Source organism: Citrobacter sp. wls714 (genome assembly GCF_005281025.1).
In the GTDB taxonomy this organism is placed as follows: domain Bacteria; phylum Pseudomonadota; class Gammaproteobacteria; order Enterobacterales; family Enterobacteriaceae; genus Citrobacter; species Citrobacter werkmanii.
Genome location: NZ_SZWZ01000110.1, coordinates 66,859 through 83,817 on the forward strand (window position 1 = coordinate 66,859; position 16,959 = coordinate 83,817).

A 16,959-nucleotide genomic window follows, 5' to 3' on the forward strand; every position below is an offset into this window, starting at 1 on the left:
TTCTTTATTAATCCCCATCAGGTTACACTATGCCTTAATGAGTATTCATGGAGGCTGCAAGAATGTCACAAGCTAACCTCAGCGAAGTCCTGTTCAAACCCCGCTTCAAACACCCTGAAACGTCTACGCTGGTTCGTCGTTTTAATCACGGCGCGCAGCCGTCCGTACAATCTGCCCTGGATGGCAAAACAATCCCACACTGGTATCGCATGGTGAATCGCCTGATGTGGATCTGGCGCGGCATCGATCCGCGTGAAATCCTCGAAGTACAGGCGCGTATCGTGATGAGCGAAGCCGAACGCACGGATAAAGAGCTCTACGACACGGTCATTGGCTATCGTGGTGGGAACTGGATCTATGAGTGGGCAAAGCAGGCGATGGAATGGCAACAGAAAGCGTCTATGGAGGAGGATCCGCAGGTGAGCGGGCGCCACTGGCTGCATGCCTCTACGCTGTACAACATTGCCGCTTATCCGCACCTGAAAGGCGATGAGCTGGCAGAGCAGGCGCAGGCTCTGGCCAATCGCGCCTATGAAGAAGCCGCTCAACGGCTGCCGGGCACGCTGCGTGAGATGGAATTCGCGGTCGCTGGCGGCGCGCCGATAACCGGCTTCCTGCATATGCCAAAAGGCGATGGTCCGTTCCCGACGGTACTGATGTGCGGCGGTCTCGATTCCATGCAGACGGACTACTACACCCTGTATGAGCGCTACTTTGCTCCGCGCGGTATTGCCATGTTGACGCTGGATATGCCGTCGGTCGGATTCTCATCAAAATGGAAACTGACTCAGGATTCCAGCCTGCTGCATCAGCATGTATTAAAGGCGCTGCCGAATGTTCCGTGGGTGGATCACACCCGCGTGGCGGCCTTCGGTTTCCGTTTTGGCGCTAACGTGGCGGTACGCCTGGCGTATCTGGAGTCGTCACGGCTGAAGGCGGTGGCCTGCCTGGGACCGGTTGTGCATGCGCTGTTGAGTGACCCGCAGCGTCAGGCAAGCGTCCCGGAAATGTATCTTGACGTTCTGGCCAGCCGCCTGGGGATGCATGACGCTTCCGATGAAGCGCTGCGCGTTGAGCTTAATCGCTATTCATTAAAAGTGCAGGGGCTGCTGGGGCGACGCTGCCCGACGCCAATGCTGTCGGGGTTCTGGAAAAATGATCCGTTTAGCCCGGAAGAGGAGTCGCGTTTAATCACCTCGTCATCTTCTGACGGTAAGCTGCTGGAGATTCCATTCAACCCGGTGTATCGCAATTTTGACAAAGGACTGCAAGAAATAACCAAGTGGATCAATCAGAGATTGTGTTAAAAGTTTGCTAAATTTTATCGATTTGGTAAAACAGGAGCTTCACCTAAGGAGATCGTAATGACGTTACCGAGTGGGCATCCGAAAAGTAGATTGATCAAGAAATTCACCGCGCTTGGCCCGTACATCCGGGAAGGGCAGTGCGAAGATAATCGCTTTTTTTTCGATTGTTTGGCTGTTTGCGTCAACGTGAAACCCGCCCCTGAGAAACGTGAGTTCTGGGGCTGGTGGATGGAGCTTGAGGCGCAGGAAAAACGCTTTACCTACAGCTATCAGTTTGGTTTGTTTGATAAAGATGGCAACTGGACGGCGGTGCCGGTGAAAGAGACTGAAGTGGTAGAGCGACTGGAATACACCTTACGTGAGTTTCATGAAAAATTACGTGGGTTGTTAACGTCGCTGGATTTGGCGCTGGAGCCTGCTGACGATTTTAAGGATGAGCCGGTTAAATTAACCGCATAATGAACAGTAAAATGCCGGATGGCGGCGCAACCCCATCCGGCATTTTTTTATACTAAATCAGAACTGATAAACCATACCGACAGCAACGATATCATCATCGTTGATACCCAGCTTATTATCGCTATCGAGCTGGTTGATTTTATAATCGACAAACGCGGACATGTTTTTGTTGAAATAATACGTGGCGCCAACGTCGATATAATTCACCAGATCCTCATTGCCGACGCCTTCAATATCTTTACCTTTTGACAGCACATAACCCAGTGACGGACGCAGACCAAAGTCAAATTGGTACTGAACAACCGCTTCGAAGTTCTGCGTTTTATTGGCGAAGCCACCAGAAATCGGCGTCATATTGCGCGTTTCAGAATAGAACGTCGCAATATAGATATCGTTAGCATCATATTTTAAACCCGTTGCCCAGGCTTCTGCTTTATCACCCGTACCGCGAGTTTGCAGATTCTGCTGATTGGTACGATCGGAGTTAGTATAAGCGCCGCTTACAGCGAAATCGCTACCGCCAAAGTCATAAGTAACGGACGTACCAAAACCATCGCCGTTCTGTTTTTTCACATCGCGATCCTGGTTTTTACCCTGATATTGCAGGGTCAGATCCAGTCCATCCACGACGCCGAAGAAGTCGGTGTTACGGTAAGTCGCCAGGCCGCTGGCGCGTTTGGTCATAAAGTTATCGGTCTGCGCAGATGAATCGCCACCGAATTCCGGGAACATATCGGTCCACGCTTCTACATCGTACAGCGCGCCCAGGTTACGACCATAATCAAACGAGCCAAGATTTTTTAATTTCAGACCGGCAAAGGCCAGACGTGTTTTTTGCTGGTTGGAATCACTTTCAGCTTTATTGCCTGCGAACTCGGCTTCCCAGCGACCATAACCCGTCAGTTCATCATTAATTTGCGTTTCGCCCTTAAAGCCTAAACGGATATAGCTTTGGTCGCCGTCCTTGCTGTCATAATCCGTCATGTAATGCATGGCTTTAACTTTGCCATACAGATCCAGTTTATTACCGTTCTTGTTATACACTTCAACTGCCTGTACGGATGCCGACGCCACAATCCCCATCACCACTAATGCCAGAGTGCTCTTTTTCATTTTCATTCCTGATTAAAAGTACGCGCTAATATTCACTGGGTGTGATCCCCGTTAAAAGACAGGAAGGTTTTTAACGTCTGGCAATGAACGTTTTATGACAAAGTAAGAATATTTTTAAAAAAGAGTGTTTTTATGTTTCTGTAATCAATGCGTCAAAATCTGCCGCTACGCTTGCTGATCCTGCGCAATAAAATTTCATGCTTTGTGCGCTGGCTGTTGGCAACCGGGGCCAGTCCTGCTAAAACGTTCGTTTGATATCATTTTCCCCAATTTTGAATGGCAGAGAATCATGAGTGACAGCCAGACGCTGGTGGTAAAACTTGGCACCAGTGTGTTAACGGGCGGATCGCGCCGCCTGAACCGCGCCCATATTGTAGAACTGGTTCGCCAGTGCGCGCAGCTCCATGCAGCAGGGCATCGTATTGTTATCGTTACCTCAGGCGCGATCGCCGCCGGGCGTGAGCATCTTGGTTACCCTGAGCTCCCGGCAACGATAGCCTCGAAACAGCTGTTGGCAGCGGTAGGGCAGAGCCGATTGATTCAACTGTGGGAACAGCTGTTCTCTATTTACGGTATCCATATCGGGCAGATGCTGCTGACGCGTGCGGATATGGAAGACAGAGAGCGCTTCCTCAATGCCCGCGATACGTTACGCGCGCTGCTGGACAACAACATCGTTCCTGTCATCAATGAGAATGACGCGGTGGCGACCGCCGAAATTAAAGTCGGCGATAATGACAATCTCTCGGCGCTGGCGGCAATTCTGGCCGGAGCCGATAAGCTACTGTTGCTGACCGATCAGCAGGGACTGTTCACCGCCGATCCGCGCACCAATCCGCAGGCGGAGCTGATTAAAGACGTTCACGGTATTGATGATGCGCTGCGCGCCATTGCCGGCGACAGCGTTTCTGGCCTGGGAACGGGTGGTATGGGCACTAAATTGCAGGCTGCAGATGTCGCGTGCCGCGCCGGAATCGACACTATTATTGCCGCGGGCAGCAAGCCGGGCGTGATTGGTGATGTGATGGAAGGTGTTTCCGTTGGGACGCGTTTTCATGCTCAGGCCTCTCCGCTGGAAAACCGTAAACGCTGGATTTTCGGCGCGCCGCCTGCCGGGGAAATTACCGTCGATGAGGGGGCTACCGCTGCGATCCTGGAACGCGGCAGTTCATTACTGCCAAAAGGCATTAAAAGCGTGACAGGCAACTTTTCTCGTGGTGAAGTGATTCGTATCTGCAATCTCGAAGGGCGCGATATCGCCCACGGCGTGACCCGCTATAACAGCGACGCGCTTCGCCGTATTGCCGGACACCACTCACAGCAGATTGACACCATCCTTGGCTATGAATACGGCCCGGTTGCTGTCCATCGCGACGACATGATTACCCGTTAAGGAACAGGCATATGCTGGAACAAATGGGCATTGCTGCCAAAGCTGCGTCATACAAGCTGGCGCTGCTCTCCAGCCGCGAAAAAAATCGCGTGCTGGAAAAAATAGCCGATGAGCTGGAAGCGCAAATGGAAAGTATCCTTAGCGCTAACAAGCAGGATGTAGAACAGGCGCGTGAAAATGGTCTGAGCGAAGCGATGCTCGACCGCCTGGCACTGACCCCTGCGCGCCTGAAAGCGATTGCTGATGATGTGCGTCAGGTGTGTAATCTTGCTGACCCGGTCGGGCAGGTGATTGACGGGGGCCTGCTGGATAGCGGCCTGCGTCTCGAGCGCCGTCGCGTCCCGCTGGGCGTGATTGGCGTGATTTATGAAGCGCGTCCTAACGTTACCGTTGATGTTGCCTCCCTGTGCCTGAAAACTGGTAATGCGGCGATCCTGCGCGGCGGGAAAGAGACTTACCGGACTAACGCGGCGACCGTGGCGGTGATCCAAAAGGCGCTGGAAGCCTGCGGTTTACCCGCAGCAGCGGTGCAGTCGATCGACAACCCGGATCGCGCGCTGGTCGCTGAAATGCTGCGTATGGATAAGTACATCGATATGCTGATCCCACGCGGTGGCGCGGGCCTGCACAAGCTGTGTCGTGAGCAGTCGACTATCCCGGTCATCACCGGCGGCATAGGCGTGTGTCATATTTATGTGGATGATTCTGCTGAAATCGCTCCAGCGCTGAAGATTATCGTCAACGCCAAAACCCAGCGTCCGAGCACCTGTAATACCGTGGAGACCTTGCTGGTGCATCAGGATATCGCTGAGCGTTTCCTGCCTGCGTTAAGCCAAAAGATGGCGGAAAGCGGTGTTACGCTGCACGGCGACGAAATCGTGATGCAGGTACTGCATGGCCCGGCCAAACTGGTGCCGCTGAAACCGGAAGAGCTGGATAACGAGTTTCTGTCTTTGGATCTGAACGTTGTGGTGGTCGAAAATATGGATGGTGCTATCGCGCACATTCGCGAACACGGCACCCAGCACTCAGACGCTATCCTGACGCGCACGCTCAGCAACGCCAACCGTTTCGTGAATGAAGTTGATTCTTCTGCCGTGTACGTGAATGCTTCCACCCGTTTTACCGATGGCGCCCAGTTTGGACTGGGGGCTGAAGTGGCGGTGAGTACGCAAAAACTGCACGCGCGTGGCCCAATGGGACTTGAAGCACTGACTACATATAAGTGGATTGGCTTCGGCGACGACACCATTCGCGCGTAATTGAAACCGGGTGATGCAAAACAGGCGTTTGATTCGCAAGGCCAGTAATGCATCGCCCGGTTTGTTTTAACCTTCTTCGCCATACCTGCGTTCGTTTCAGCTCTGCGTTTTTAATCATCCGCAGCAGACTATATTTATTCATATTCTCGTTTGTGCCAGAAAAGTGAGCTAGCACAGAATTTTCCCTGTCTGGAATGAATTTTCCTGGTCTGCGGCTCACGTATTGTTCCTAACGCCCGTTCTATTAGAATCAGTCTCATTTTTATGAGGAGTTGTTGCGTGAAATCGGATATTCACAAACTTAGCATTCCTGTTGTGCCGCTCGGCAATCCGTTTCCACCCCGCCATTGTTCGCTGTGTCCAAAGGGATCGGTGATTGATCGTGATAATGAGTACAGGTTAATAGACAAAAGAAGGAAGTTTAAAGCAGGTGAGATTCTCGCTCGGCAGGATGAAACCGCTGAGATGCTTTTTGTGATTCATGAGGGGTATTGCAAGTCCAGCGTGGAATGTGGCGATAACGTTTTGATCAGCCGCTTTTATGTTCCGGGGGATATCATGGCGCTGGATGCTGTCGAAGGGAGAACGTATCTGACCACCATCAGGGCTGCAACGACTGCGGAAGTTTGCCATATCGACATCGCGCGGTTGTTCAAGGTCGCAGAGAAGGATCCTTCAGTGGCCGCAGCAATCATCAAGTTTCTGTGCAGAGATAATGGGTTCATTGTGGAGAAATTGCGGCGTTATGCGAATAAGCACGCGGAGGCCAGAATCGCCGCTTTCCTGGTGGAGTTTTACGAGATGCATTTGCGCATTGGCAGACCGGAAACGACGCTTCGATTGCCTTTTTCCCGGGAAGAAATTGCCAGTTATCTCGACCTTAAAATTGAGACCGTCAGCCGCTCATTAAAATCACTCGAACAACAGGATTTGATTACCATACATCGGGTACGTACGGTAACACTTAATAGTTACCTTGGTTTGAAAAGCTTCATCTAATTCTCTCCTTTATGCACATGATTTTTATCTGGTAATACCAGGAATATTCTTTTTATATGGAAAATTCCTGGTATTACTTGTGTGAAATAATTATCAATTCGAATATTAATCCTCCAGACTTGTGCTTTGTTTATAAGAATATTACCCTTCAAACGAAAGTTTTATGAGAATTTTCTTGTGAAGGATAAATTTTAGCAAAATTGCAACAAAGAATAAGCATTCTGGATGAAATATGGATGTTTTGATTATCTTTATGTTTTGTAAGGATTTTGGTGTGAATTTATTTGTATGACATTTTTGATAAATATCAAAAACATAAAAAAGATGAATTGTTTGCTGTGACTTATTTGTTTGGGTGATAATTCTGGGGCGAGGCTTGTTTTGAGTAAATATCTCTTAGGAAACTTCTTAGAGGTCTTTTTTTGTGGGAAAATTCTTAGTCTTTTATAATTTCTGCGTTTCAGGGTTTGTTGAGATGTTACTTAATTCAAATGATAATTTTTGGGCGCGGCAATTCTGGCTCGCAATAATGGAACCGCTGGAGTGACTTAATAATAAGACTCGGTGGTGAGTTTGTTCTTAGGAGAAGATAAAATGAAAAAATTATTATTAGTGACCTCTCTGGCTTCTGTATTTGTTGCGGCAAATGCAATGGCGGATGTTACTGCTTCTGCAACAGCCTCGTGGGATGCGACGGCAACAAAAGATACCTCCAGCATGTTGGTTGTCACCCCGCTGAATTCTTTAACCTTTCAGTATGCGGAAGGTCTGAATGGCTTCAACTCCCAGGATGGCGCATTTGATGTGACCATTCAAGGCCAGGAGACCGCCACTGATTTTGAACTGACTGCTCAGATTGTTAGCAATACTCTGACTAACGCCAGTGGCGATGCTTCTACCCTGAACGTCGGGGTGGCATGGAATGGCACCCCGCTGACTAATTCATCAGATACCGTCCTGGTCAACTCCAGCTCGACTTCTGGTCTTGAAAGCCTGATGGCTGATGGCGCTTATAATGGTGCTGCTCGTGTCAGCGATCAATCCAACTTCAAATTCACCATCGCGTCAGCGACTTCTGATGGTACCCAGGCAGTAACGGATTACTCTGCCCTGCCGGACGGCTATTGGACTGGCGATGTAAAAGTACAGTTCAATGCAACCTGGACGACTCCGTCTGCCTAAGCAATAAAGATTCGGGAGAATATTTTCTCCCGAATTTATCAGGAATGGTGTCATGAAAAAATATTTACCGGCAGCAATGTTGGTAGGGTTAGTAACATCTTTTTCCAGTTGGGCAATTAATGTCGGTGAGATTACATCGATAATGACTTCTGCTGAGAGTTCATTATCGAAAGAAATTGCCAATACGACAGATTCGGCACGTTATGTCAGTGTTTCGGTAAAACAATTGTCATCACCTTTGGCGGGTGGTATCGAAATAAAGCCTGTTAATTCTGGAGAGTTACTTTCTACACCTGCCAATCTTATTCTGCCTGGTCAAGCGAAGGATGTATTTCGTTTCTTCTATAAAGGACCTGCAGATGATGTCGAGCGTTATTATCGTCTGCAATGGATTGATGAACCGGTCACCGAGAGCGCAGAAACCCGGGCCAATAAAATGGCTGTTGCGACAGCATCCGCTGAAATTGGCACTATTTTGGTGGTGGCGCCGCGAAAGGAGCGTTTTGAATATAGCCGACATGGCGATGTTATTACCAATACCGGCAATGTTTCGTTTCGTGTGATCGCCTATGGGGCATGTAAGGATAAGGCCCGCGATCGGGGACGAGGCTGTCGCGAACGTTATTACATTATGCCGGGTACGAAAATAAAATTACAGTTTACCGACATTAGCAATAGCCGTTCACGGATCGGTATCTGGCACGGTAAACAGTTTATTACAGTGAAGTGATGGTCGATTGCAGCCATCTGTACGGGATAAATAAAAATACCGGAATGTAAGGATGCATATGACAACAAATAATATTGTCGGCGGTAGCTTTTGTCTTTTTCTTGCGCTGACACCAGGATTTTCACATGCAGCCCCAGTAAAAGTGGGTAATTACGTTATTCCCAGCGCTTTCGCCCGTTCACTGGAGCAGGGAATGACGGTGCCGGTATATATTCGTTACAACGAGACTGACGAGAAAAGTCAGCAAAAAATTGCCGATGCGGTTATTGCGCTTGTTGATGGCAATATTACCGTTAAAGCCCTGACGCTTGCTGAATTGCCCAATAATGCGGTGCTCTCTGAGAAAACCCGCGCGATGGTGGAAAAAATTCGTGATGTGAAATTTCATGACAACACGAATATTGAACTGTCAGATGATGTGCGCCTGCAACTCAATGTCTCTTCATTTCACCTGGAGATGATCGTCAGCAAAGATGCGTTAACTGAAGCGATTGTCGCACGCAGCAGTCTGCTCGGGCCTTCCAGCGTAGAGACGCTCTCCAACATCCTGAATTATAACTTCGGCACTTACTACAACGACTATCGTAACGGCAGTAGCACCCGCAGTTATCTGACGATGGACAATACAACATCGCTACGTGAACACCACATCAACATTAACGGTTCGTTTTACGGCATAGGCGACAGCAATGGCACCAGTAAACTCTATCGGGCGATGTATGAGCGCGATTATAACGGGTATCGACTGGCGCTCGGGATGCTTGACACCTGGAATGTCCAGTCTATTGCCAGCCTGAATGCGTTGAATGGCGGTAAAATTTACGGCGTGAGCTACGGAAACAAAGGAAATACGGTGGTTGAAAACACCGCGCTTTCACTCACGCCGATTACCGTATTTTTGCCAGCAGCTGGCGAGGTTCATGTCTTTCGTGACGGGCGATTGCTCAGCGTGCAGAACTTTAATATGGGCAGCTATGAAATTGATACCAGTCGTTTTCCGTATGGAGTTTATGACGTCACGGTGGATATCGTGGTCAATGGCCGGACGATTAATAGTCGTATCAGCCGGGTTAATAAAATCTTTGCCCGCCAGCAGGCTGCTGGAATTGATCAGCTCTCGTGGCAATTTTTTGGCGGCTCACTGGATTATGATCGGGTGAGCTATAAGCGTAACCATTATCGTGATTTGGGCAGCGAGCAGACATGGATTGCCGGCGGGGCCGCATCGGTAACGCTGGCGATATTGTCGGGGTTAGGTCTGAAGTCGACGATCTACGGTTTTGACAACAATGCGGTCAATGAAACGGATGTCACACTCAATGTGAATGAATACGTCAGCATTGGCGCTCAGACGCTGGTAGCGAACGATTCGTCATGGCGAAACATCAGTAACATTAATCTCAATGTGCCTGAGGGGTATGGTTCTCTTTGGGCATCTCGTGAAGACAGTAAAATTGGCGATCGTCTGCCGGTGCAGGAACGTGACAATTATTCTATTGGCGGCACGCTGAACCTCGGAAAGTTTATTCCTCATGGCGGTTCGCTCACAGTGAGTCAGACGGAGAATCGTTATTCCGGCAATAAATACCGTAACCTTGATTACAGCACTACTCTATATTCTGGCAGGTATGCCTCGGTTGGACTGCGTGCTGGGATCCAGCGTTATTACTACAACAACCGAAATGACGATGGGAGACAGGAACGTTATGTCAGCCTGGATTTATCGTTGCCGTTGGCTTCCTGGCTGAGCATGGGGGTCTCCCGGGATCGCTATGGCAGCACCCAGGGGAATCTCAGCGCGCGCAAGCAGTATGCTGAAGGTCCCATTAAATCGGTCGGCCTGGCGGCGTCAACACGTCTGAGTGGTGAACAATATTACGACAACAATTATTCGATAAATGGCAATCTGAGTTATGACACGAAATATAACGCCGGTACCGTATCGGTAACGCGTTCCGCGGATAACTCCACCAATATGAACTTCTCTTCTCAAGGCTCTCTGGCGTGGGCTGGCAAAGACTTCGGTCTGAGTAAAGAGAGGCAGCGGTCTGGTGTCATCGTGAAAACAGATTTGACCGGCGAGGGGAAACTGGCTGCGAAGATTAATAATCGTAATTATCTTCTCAGCGGTAAATCCAATTTCATTGCACTCCCGCCCTATGCTCAATACAAGCTGGAGATCCTCAATGATAAGAACTCTGAGGACAGCTTCGATATTGTTTCAGGACGCAAACAGGAACTGACGCTTTATCCGGGGAACGTTGGCGTTATTAACCCTGAAATTAAAAGCATGGTCACCGTGTTCGGGCGTATTCGCTACCCTGATGGGCAATTGGCTGCAAATACCGATATTCATAACCATATTGGTAAAACGCGCACGGATGAAAAGGGTGAGTTTGCTATCGATATTGATAAAAAATATCCGGTCATCACGTTAATTTCAGCCAATGGCAGCGTATGTGAAGCTGATCTTGATCTGGAAAAAGCACGCGGCGCGGCGTGGGTTGGTGAGGTGAAATGTGCAACGCAAACCACCATGGCACAACGATAAGGTATTAATAATGAATAAATCTCTGTCTCTTATTCTCGGGAGTGTCTTCGTTGCGTTATCCCCCTCGGCATGGGCGCTTTCTGCGTCCACACAGGCGGCTGTGAACAATAATTATTTATTTATAGAAAACAACGTTGATAACGAATATTTTATTACACCTTCTTCCCTCGATCCCCGTATTAGCGGCTCGAATACTTGGGTAAAATATGGAAATGACCAGGATAGCCTTGGATACATTGGTATCGTTGGTTGGGTAGCTAATACTACATACTACAAGGATATGTGGATTGATAATTCGCCAATCAGCGAACCATTCCGTGGTATTCGTTGCACAACTGGCGCTAATTGTCCGGCATCTGGCTACATACCTGCAGAACTAACCGATCAATTTGGTTTTTATCATACCAAAGCAACCGGAGCGGGGATTGCCGGTGGATACTATGGTTTTGCATCGCTGACTGACTCGGCGTATGAATATTTTCGCAATATGTCAGTCGGTGGCTCAGAGACCTACAATCTCAATTTTTGCAGAACAACGATTGACTATGATTATGCGGCTGGACAACGTTGCAAAGACCAGAGTAGTGGCAATTGGTACATCAGACCCTATACATTAAACAAAAGAGGCCATTTATCTTTAGTTTCTACCAACGCATTTCAGGAGTTGTGGGTCGCCAGCGATGGAACGCCGAGCATCACCAAAGACTCTGGTTATTGTGAACTTGGCGTGGTAGGCGGCACCGATGGTGTGATTTGCAAGATGGTAAGTTATAACCTGCAACAAACGGCTAATCTGACCGCCTCTCTGACGTTTCGAGCTTATGTTGACACAGCAATGCTTGGTTTTACGCCGGGTTCGACTACGGTGAAATACTCCGGGAATGGTTCAAACTGGTATAACTATGGTACTTCAACAGCGTATTACAACGTTTTCACAACGTCTGGGGAATATATTTATATTTTTCTGTCGAAAGCATTTCTGAAAAATCTCGTCGATTCAGGAATCAGCATTACTAATAGTCAACCGTTTACTTTTGGTTTTTATAATGGATTAACACCAGAGTCTGGATATTACCAGTTTACACCTTCACTACAGCTTAATATTGTGCCGAAGGAGTATGGGATCAGTATTATCTCTGCGAATAATACTACTTCTGCAAGCGGCAGCGGTACGATTGGCGATGCCGCTCCGATTGAGATGGATTACACCGTGACTGTCTCCGGACCCCGTCAGGCCGATAGCATTACCGCCCAGGTTATTGGGGATAGTACAACGATAAACAATGTGCCTTATTGCCTGTTTACCTCTACGCAAGGAGGGCTATCCGTCCCAATTCCCGCCTTTCTTCAGTACAACAGTCAGTCGGGGGGCGTGGTGCAGAAACGAAACAGCTGTAGTGAGGCGGCAATCAACATGAGTGATGCGCAGTGGCAACAGACGCCCTGGGACGCAAATAACAACGATGATGGAAGCTACTATGCAACTGATTTGAAACTGCTTTTCCCAATGAATGATTCACGTTCGCTGTTAACCGTTTCTGGTGCGGACTGGGAAGGTGTCGTCAGTGCCAGTGGAGAGATAAAAGTCACGGCGAATTGGGTGGGAGTCACGCCATGAATCGCTGCCATTTGGCACTTAGATGGGTATTTGTCTTGCTGTCTGCGCTGACTGCATGCTCTGTACAGGCTGTTTATCTGGAGTCGACTATTTATGAGATGCCATCGGATAAATCGTTTATCAGTAAACGAATCTATAACGATAGCCAGAAACAGAATTTGTACAGTATTAGCGCAGTAAAAATTGATAAACCGGGGCCAGGTGGTGAAAACAGAAGCGCTATTGCCGAAGGCGAACTTTTATTTACACCACTGAATTTTTCACTGGCACCGCAGGCGAGCGAATTTTTTAAGATTTTCTACCGTGGTCCACAGGATGATAAGGAACGTTATTATCGAATTCTGTTTCGCGAAATGCCGATAACGCTGCTTACCCAGCGCAATCAAGGGAAAGGCGGAGCGGCGCTCCCGGTAATCGCCATGGATACCATACTGGTTGTTCGTCCGAGAAAAATCAATCTGGCATACTCGGTTGATGAGAGAAACGGGACACTGAAAAACACCGGGAATACTTTTTTTAAGGTCATCGTACACCGGGGGTGCCATTCAACAGATGATGAAGCCATTATGCGTTATGTGTTACCCGGGGAAACCTGGCATAGTAGTGAACTAAAAACACAAAACAGAAAATTTATAGTTGCTTTGCAGAAATATTTACCTGTGGGGCAGGGGTGCTTCAAACTCAATCGTTAGTATGTATCTTTATAAAATACAGTCATAAGCTCAGAATAGATGAAATTTTTCATACGTACTCAATATTACGGTATTTAAGAGTCAGATTGCATGGGGTGTATAATTAATGATCAGGTTGAGTGTGATTGCACCAGAAAAGCCTGAAGCAGCGTGATATCAAAGATTCGTCGTGCGGCTATCGTCAAAAAATTAAATGATAATGTTCCTGATGATATTACTGAGTAGCTCATGTTAAGCCAGTTTTTTTTCTAATGAAATGTGATCCATATCGCTGGAAATGGTTATGGGATAAGAAATTTATGACATGTGTTCATGGTTTGTCTGGCAGAATAATTTTTTTAGTTACATATGTTGTCGTTTTTTTATTTTATGGTTTTATATTTTGACTTGCTGTCAACGTGAGCGATTTTATTTGTGCTGCTTAGGAATCAGGAATATTCCTTTTTCAACTTTTAAAAGGCCTTACTATTTTACGTGGATACTCATATGGACAGTTGTGATTATAAATTCCTAACCTGCATGAGATAACTTATGGAAAAAGTTAACTCACGCGCCGCCTTATAATTATTGGAGGTTGAAGGTGTTGTACATGCTCTCGTGTATAAAACGAGGGGCCTGCTATGCCATAAATTAAAGTTGGTGATAACTATGAATACGAAAAAGGTTTTTCTTCTCAGTTATGATATTTTCCTTTTCTCAGGAATAAAAGCGTGGTTGCCAAATCTGGTGCTGGTTGATGCGCGATCATTTATTTCTGGTACTCAGTCAATTATTCCACGGTATCCATCCTGTTTGCTGATTATCGATAATCGGTTACCATTATTTCTGGTCAGGAAATGGTTTCAAAGAAATAGTACACAATTTATCAATATAAACTGTATTGTTCTGCGAATGAATGAAACGCGTTCTGTTAATCGAGGGTACGAAGAGTATGCTTTCATTAATGGACGGGAATTATCGGAACAGTTGATTTCTCAGCTAAGAGCCAATTTGATGGCACCCATTGAGGTTGTGGAAGTCACTAAAGGTTCAACGATGTTTACTTTTCATTTGTCTGAATTTGAGGAGGAAATGCTGTATGCATCATTTACAAAAGAAAAATTGCACGATTTTTGTATTGCTAACTCGCTAACCATTAAATCAGTGTATAGATACCGGGAACGAATTACCGCTCGTCTGGGTTTTTCACATTTTAATGAAACTATCATTTTTTTAACCAGAAATAATTTATTGCATGATGGTTGTCCGACGAACAGTCATTCTGGTGAGAATGTAATATACGGCGATGCATATGATATCTCAGATTCTGGTCGACTGAGTATGGCAATAAGGAATGAAGAAATCATTCCTTATTTTCAACCCATCGTAAATATCAATGGAGATGTCTGTGGTGTTGAGGTTTTAGCTCGCTGGCCACATGGGCATAACTATGCAATTTCTCAACGTGAGTTTATACCACTGGCTGAAAAAAGTGGCTTAATGAATGAGTTAACGAGCTATTTAATGACTACGGTCGCGCGTAATCTGGTCGATGGAAGTGAGGATATCAATAAAACTCTATTTGTCTCTTTTAATGTCAGCCCATCAGGTTTAAGTAATCCCGTTTTCTATTGGGAATGCCTTAACTTTATGGAGATAACACAAAGGCTACCGATTAAATTGATGATTGAAATAACCGAAAACCAGACGCTCACTATTACTCCTGCCATCAAAGAGCTGATACGATCACTGCGAAACAAAGGGGTTTTATTTGCTTTAGATGATTTTGGGACGGGATATGCTAACCTTTGCTATCTCAATGAGTTAGACCTGGATGTTATAAAAATTGATAAAACTTTCATCAAGGCTATTAAAGATGTTGAGCAACATATCCCTATGCTCGAGTCAATCATTCACCTTTCTGGACTCCTGGGATTACGTATGGTGGCGGAGGGGGTTGAACATGGTTATCAGCAGCAATGGTTAGGAAAAAATAATGTTGATTACCTACAGGGTTATCAATTTTTACCGCCAGTGATGTTTGATGATTTTATGCGTTTTTACAAGCAGTCGGTAGGTCTATTTGAATCAGCGCCGGATTCCACTTTCTCATCATGAAACCTGACGGGAACATCAGGGGCGTATGCCTCTGATGCCAGTATTTTTGCCGAAGTTAGTACTACAGAGTCTGCCTGGTGAAGGCGATAGCCTGTTGTGAGTGAAACATCGTTTGTCTATGTGTTTTTTACAGGGTATTTATAGCGGTATCAGCGTTCATCAAGCCGGTTCAGTCGTTATGCGTCATTTCCTGCAAAAATTAAGAGTCTGGTTTCCGCCACCACTCATCTTAGTACTTTTCCTCGCAGCGGATGCGATGACGGCGAGTCCACGTTTCATATTCGGTGCGGTGAATATCGTGATCAGCGCATTACTGACCAGCGTCAGTCTGTGGGTGATACTGCATACCGCGTGGCAAATGCTAATGAAACGCACGACGCTGAACCCGCTTCATACGGAAAGAACGACCACGCTTGTTACCGAAGGTTGTTACGCCTGGAGCCGCAACCCTATTTACCTTGGAATGAGCGGACTCCAGTTGGCCTTCGCTTTCTACATCGGCAGCCTCGCCGGGATACTGGCTGTACCATTATTTATGCTGGTGATAGCCAGATTGCATATCGATTTTGAAGAAGAACAGCTGCGAAAACATTTCGGGCCGGAATGGGAGCGCTATGAGCAACGGGTTCGTCGTTGGTTATAGTCATAACCAACCGTGTACAAGCGTTCTTGTGTTGACACGATTCGTGCGTAATTGAAAGCGGATGATGCAAAAATAGGCGTTTGATTCACAAGGCCATTGACGCATCGCCCGGTTAGTTTTAACCTTCTACCCCGTGTTCACATTCGTGGACATGTCCTTTTCAGGGCCGATATAGCTCAGTTGGTAGAGCAGCGCATTCGTAATGCGAAGGTCGTAGGTTCGACTCCTATTATCGGCACCATTAAAATCAAATTGTTACGTAAGATCTTATCATTCTCCCACCAAAAAATTATCTTAATGTAACAGCTGGTGTAAGTAAATTCTATCAACGAAGATCAATCTTATCTACTGACCAAAAAGGCCTGATAGGGCTTCGCTCACTATACATCCTTGGCTGCAGGTTTAGTTGTACACCACTCCTAAATTTAATGTGTTGGCAATGTGTTCAATAAAGCTCGAACAAATTAGCTCATTATGATCGGTTAATACTTCAACTTCTGGTTGCATGATTGTTTGTCCGTAAAAAGATAACGCGCCTGCCGGGTAGTAGCAGGCGCATTACGCAATAGGTAAACAAGGGAGGAAGTTCAGAAATGTAAATCGGGAAGGTTGTACGCAATGTTCATCGTACTACGTTGTTACGGCTTTGCCGCAACAAGCCAGTTGCCTGCCGCGCTCGCAGAATGTCTGCAGCCCGGAGATAAGGAGATTGTTCCTGCCAGCTAAATCCCTTCCTGTCGATACGAACCAGCTCGTATTTTTCCACCAGAAAATTCACGGCATCAGCCAGCGTGATTCCGGCATCGATATGTTCCTGTATAACACGTTCCTCACTGAACGGTGTGTCGTTGAGGGTGAGACCATAGTGCTGTTTCAGCAGGCGGGTCAGTAGCATTTGCCAGACAGCCACGGG

General features: G+C 47.0%; 14 protein-coding genes and 1 tRNA gene. 13 read left to right on the plus strand and 2 right to left on the minus strand.

What is annotated here, in order from left to right:
* Nucleotides 1-62: 62 nt before the first annotated feature.
* Together frsA and crl are read left to right on the plus strand one after the other, a co-directional pair.
* A complete protein-coding gene (frsA, locus tag FDX11_RS24945) occupies nt 63-1,307 on the plus strand; it encodes an esterase FrsA (protein WP_042310383.1) in 1,245 nt (414 codons plus the stop codon).
* 57 nt (nt 1,308-1,364) lie between these two features.
* Nucleotides 1,365-1,766 carry a sigma factor-binding protein Crl gene (gene crl / locus FDX11_RS24950; protein WP_061383058.1) on the plus strand — a complete coding sequence of 134 codons (402 nt, stop codon included), beginning with the start codon at nt 1,365-1,367 and terminating at the stop codon, nt 1,764-1,766.
* 57 nt (nt 1,767-1,823) lie between these two features.
* Here the strand turns inward: crl and phoE are convergent, their stop codons facing one another.
* Nucleotides 1,824-2,879 carry a phosphoporin PhoE gene (gene phoE / locus FDX11_RS24955; protein WP_137398700.1) on the minus strand — a complete coding sequence of 352 codons (1,056 nt, stop codon included), beginning with the start codon at nt 2,877-2,879 and terminating at the stop codon, nt 1,824-1,826.
* A 289-nt stretch (nt 2,880-3,168) separates the two neighbouring features.
* Here phoE and proB point away from each other — a divergent pair, with 289 nt between their 5' ends.
* From proB to FDX11_RS25010, 11 genes are all read left to right on the plus strand, one after another.
* Nucleotides 3,169-4,272, plus strand: a complete 1,104-nt coding sequence (gene proB, locus FDX11_RS24960; RefSeq protein ID WP_003031373.1) for a glutamate 5-kinase — start codon at nt 3,169-3,171, stop codon at nt 4,270-4,272.
* An 11-nt stretch (nt 4,273-4,283) separates the two neighbouring features.
* The gene (gene proA / locus FDX11_RS24965) at nt 4,284-5,534 is read left to right on the plus strand and encodes a glutamate-5-semialdehyde dehydrogenase (protein ID WP_061383056.1); all 1,251 of its coding nucleotides are present in this window, start codon (nt 4,284-4,286) and stop codon (nt 5,532-5,534) included.
* A 279-nt stretch (nt 5,535-5,813) separates the two neighbouring features.
* Entirely contained in the window at nt 5,814-6,533 is a 720-nt protein-coding gene (locus tag FDX11_RS24970) for a Crp/Fnr family transcriptional regulator (protein WP_137398701.1), read from the plus strand.
* 594 nt (nt 6,534-7,127) lie between these two features.
* Complete coding sequence (locus tag FDX11_RS24975) at nt 7,128-7,715, plus strand: common pilus major fimbrillin subunit EcpA (RefSeq protein ID WP_042310373.1); 588 nt, start codon at nt 7,128-7,130, stop codon at nt 7,713-7,715.
* A 52-nt stretch (nt 7,716-7,767) separates the two neighbouring features.
* Entirely contained in the window at nt 7,768-8,445 is a 678-nt protein-coding gene (locus FDX11_RS24980; RefSeq protein WP_042310371.1) for a hypothetical protein, read from the plus strand.
* A 58-nt stretch (nt 8,446-8,503) separates the two neighbouring features.
* Complete coding sequence (locus tag FDX11_RS24985; RefSeq protein ID WP_079226190.1) at nt 8,504-10,996, plus strand: CS1-pili formation C-terminal domain-containing protein; 2,493 nt, start codon at nt 8,504-8,506, stop codon at nt 10,994-10,996.
* Nucleotides 10,997-11,006: 10 nt separating this feature from the next.
* The gene (locus FDX11_RS24990; protein ID WP_042310368.1) at nt 11,007-12,614 is read left to right on the plus strand and encodes a hypothetical protein; all 1,608 of its coding nucleotides are present in this window, start codon (nt 11,007-11,009) and stop codon (nt 12,612-12,614) included.
* Nucleotides 12,611-13,306 (plus strand): fimbria/pilus periplasmic chaperone, encoded by a 696-nt coding sequence (locus FDX11_RS24995; protein WP_061383053.1) that lies wholly within the window; start codon nt 12,611-12,613, stop codon nt 13,304-13,306. Before FDX11_RS24990 ends, FDX11_RS24995 begins: the two co-directional genes overlap by 4 nt.
* Before the next feature lie 648 nt (nt 13,307-13,954).
* On the plus strand, nt 13,955-15,403 hold the full coding sequence (locus FDX11_RS25000) for an EAL domain-containing protein (protein WP_137398702.1): 1,449 nt from the start codon (nt 13,955-13,957) through the stop codon (nt 15,401-15,403).
* A gap of 298 nt (nt 15,404-15,701) precedes the next feature.
* Nucleotides 15,702-16,046 (plus strand): isoprenylcysteine carboxylmethyltransferase family protein, encoded by a 345-nt coding sequence (locus tag FDX11_RS25005; protein WP_249360765.1) that lies wholly within the window; start codon nt 15,702-15,704, stop codon nt 16,044-16,046.
* Between the two features lie 165 nt (nt 16,047-16,211).
* A tRNA-Thr gene (locus FDX11_RS25010) sits at nt 16,212-16,287 on the plus strand.
* Nucleotides 16,288-16,668: 381 nt separating this feature from the next.
* On the opposite strand, the gene FDX11_RS25015 is transcribed toward FDX11_RS25010, so the two are convergent.
* The coding region (locus FDX11_RS25015) for a TA system toxin CbtA family protein (protein WP_170975628.1) at nt 16,669-16,959 on the minus strand (291 nt) is incomplete at its 5' end.

What these genes read in the sequence shown, in the direction of transcription:
- frsA (WP_042310383.1), top strand. Translation starts at nt 63, where the DNA reads ATGTCACAAGCTAACCTCAGCGAAGTCCTGTTCAAACCCCGCTTCAAA.
- crl (WP_061383058.1), top strand. Translation starts at nt 1,365, where the DNA reads ATGACGTTACCGAGTGGGCATCCGAAAAGTAGATTGATCAAGAAATTC.
- phoE (WP_137398700.1), bottom strand. Translation starts at nt 2,879, where the DNA reads ATGAAAAAGAGCACTCTGGCATTAGTGGTGATGGGGATTGTGGCGTCG.
- proB (WP_003031373.1), top strand. Translation starts at nt 3,169, where the DNA reads ATGAGTGACAGCCAGACGCTGGTGGTAAAACTTGGCACCAGTGTGTTA.
- proA (WP_061383056.1), top strand. Translation starts at nt 4,284, where the DNA reads ATGCTGGAACAAATGGGCATTGCTGCCAAAGCTGCGTCATACAAGCTG.
- FDX11_RS24975 (WP_042310373.1), top strand. Translation starts at nt 7,128, where the DNA reads ATGAAAAAATTATTATTAGTGACCTCTCTGGCTTCTGTATTTGTTGCG.
- FDX11_RS24980 (WP_042310371.1), top strand. Translation starts at nt 7,768, where the DNA reads ATGAAAAAATATTTACCGGCAGCAATGTTGGTAGGGTTAGTAACATCT.
- FDX11_RS24985 (WP_079226190.1), top strand. Translation starts at nt 8,504, where the DNA reads ATGACAACAAATAATATTGTCGGCGGTAGCTTTTGTCTTTTTCTTGCG.
- FDX11_RS24990 (WP_042310368.1), top strand. Translation starts at nt 11,007, where the DNA reads ATGAATAAATCTCTGTCTCTTATTCTCGGGAGTGTCTTCGTTGCGTTA.
- FDX11_RS24995 (WP_061383053.1), top strand. Translation starts at nt 12,611, where the DNA reads ATGAATCGCTGCCATTTGGCACTTAGATGGGTATTTGTCTTGCTGTCT.
- FDX11_RS25000 (WP_137398702.1), top strand. Translation starts at nt 13,955, where the DNA reads ATGAATACGAAAAAGGTTTTTCTTCTCAGTTATGATATTTTCCTTTTC.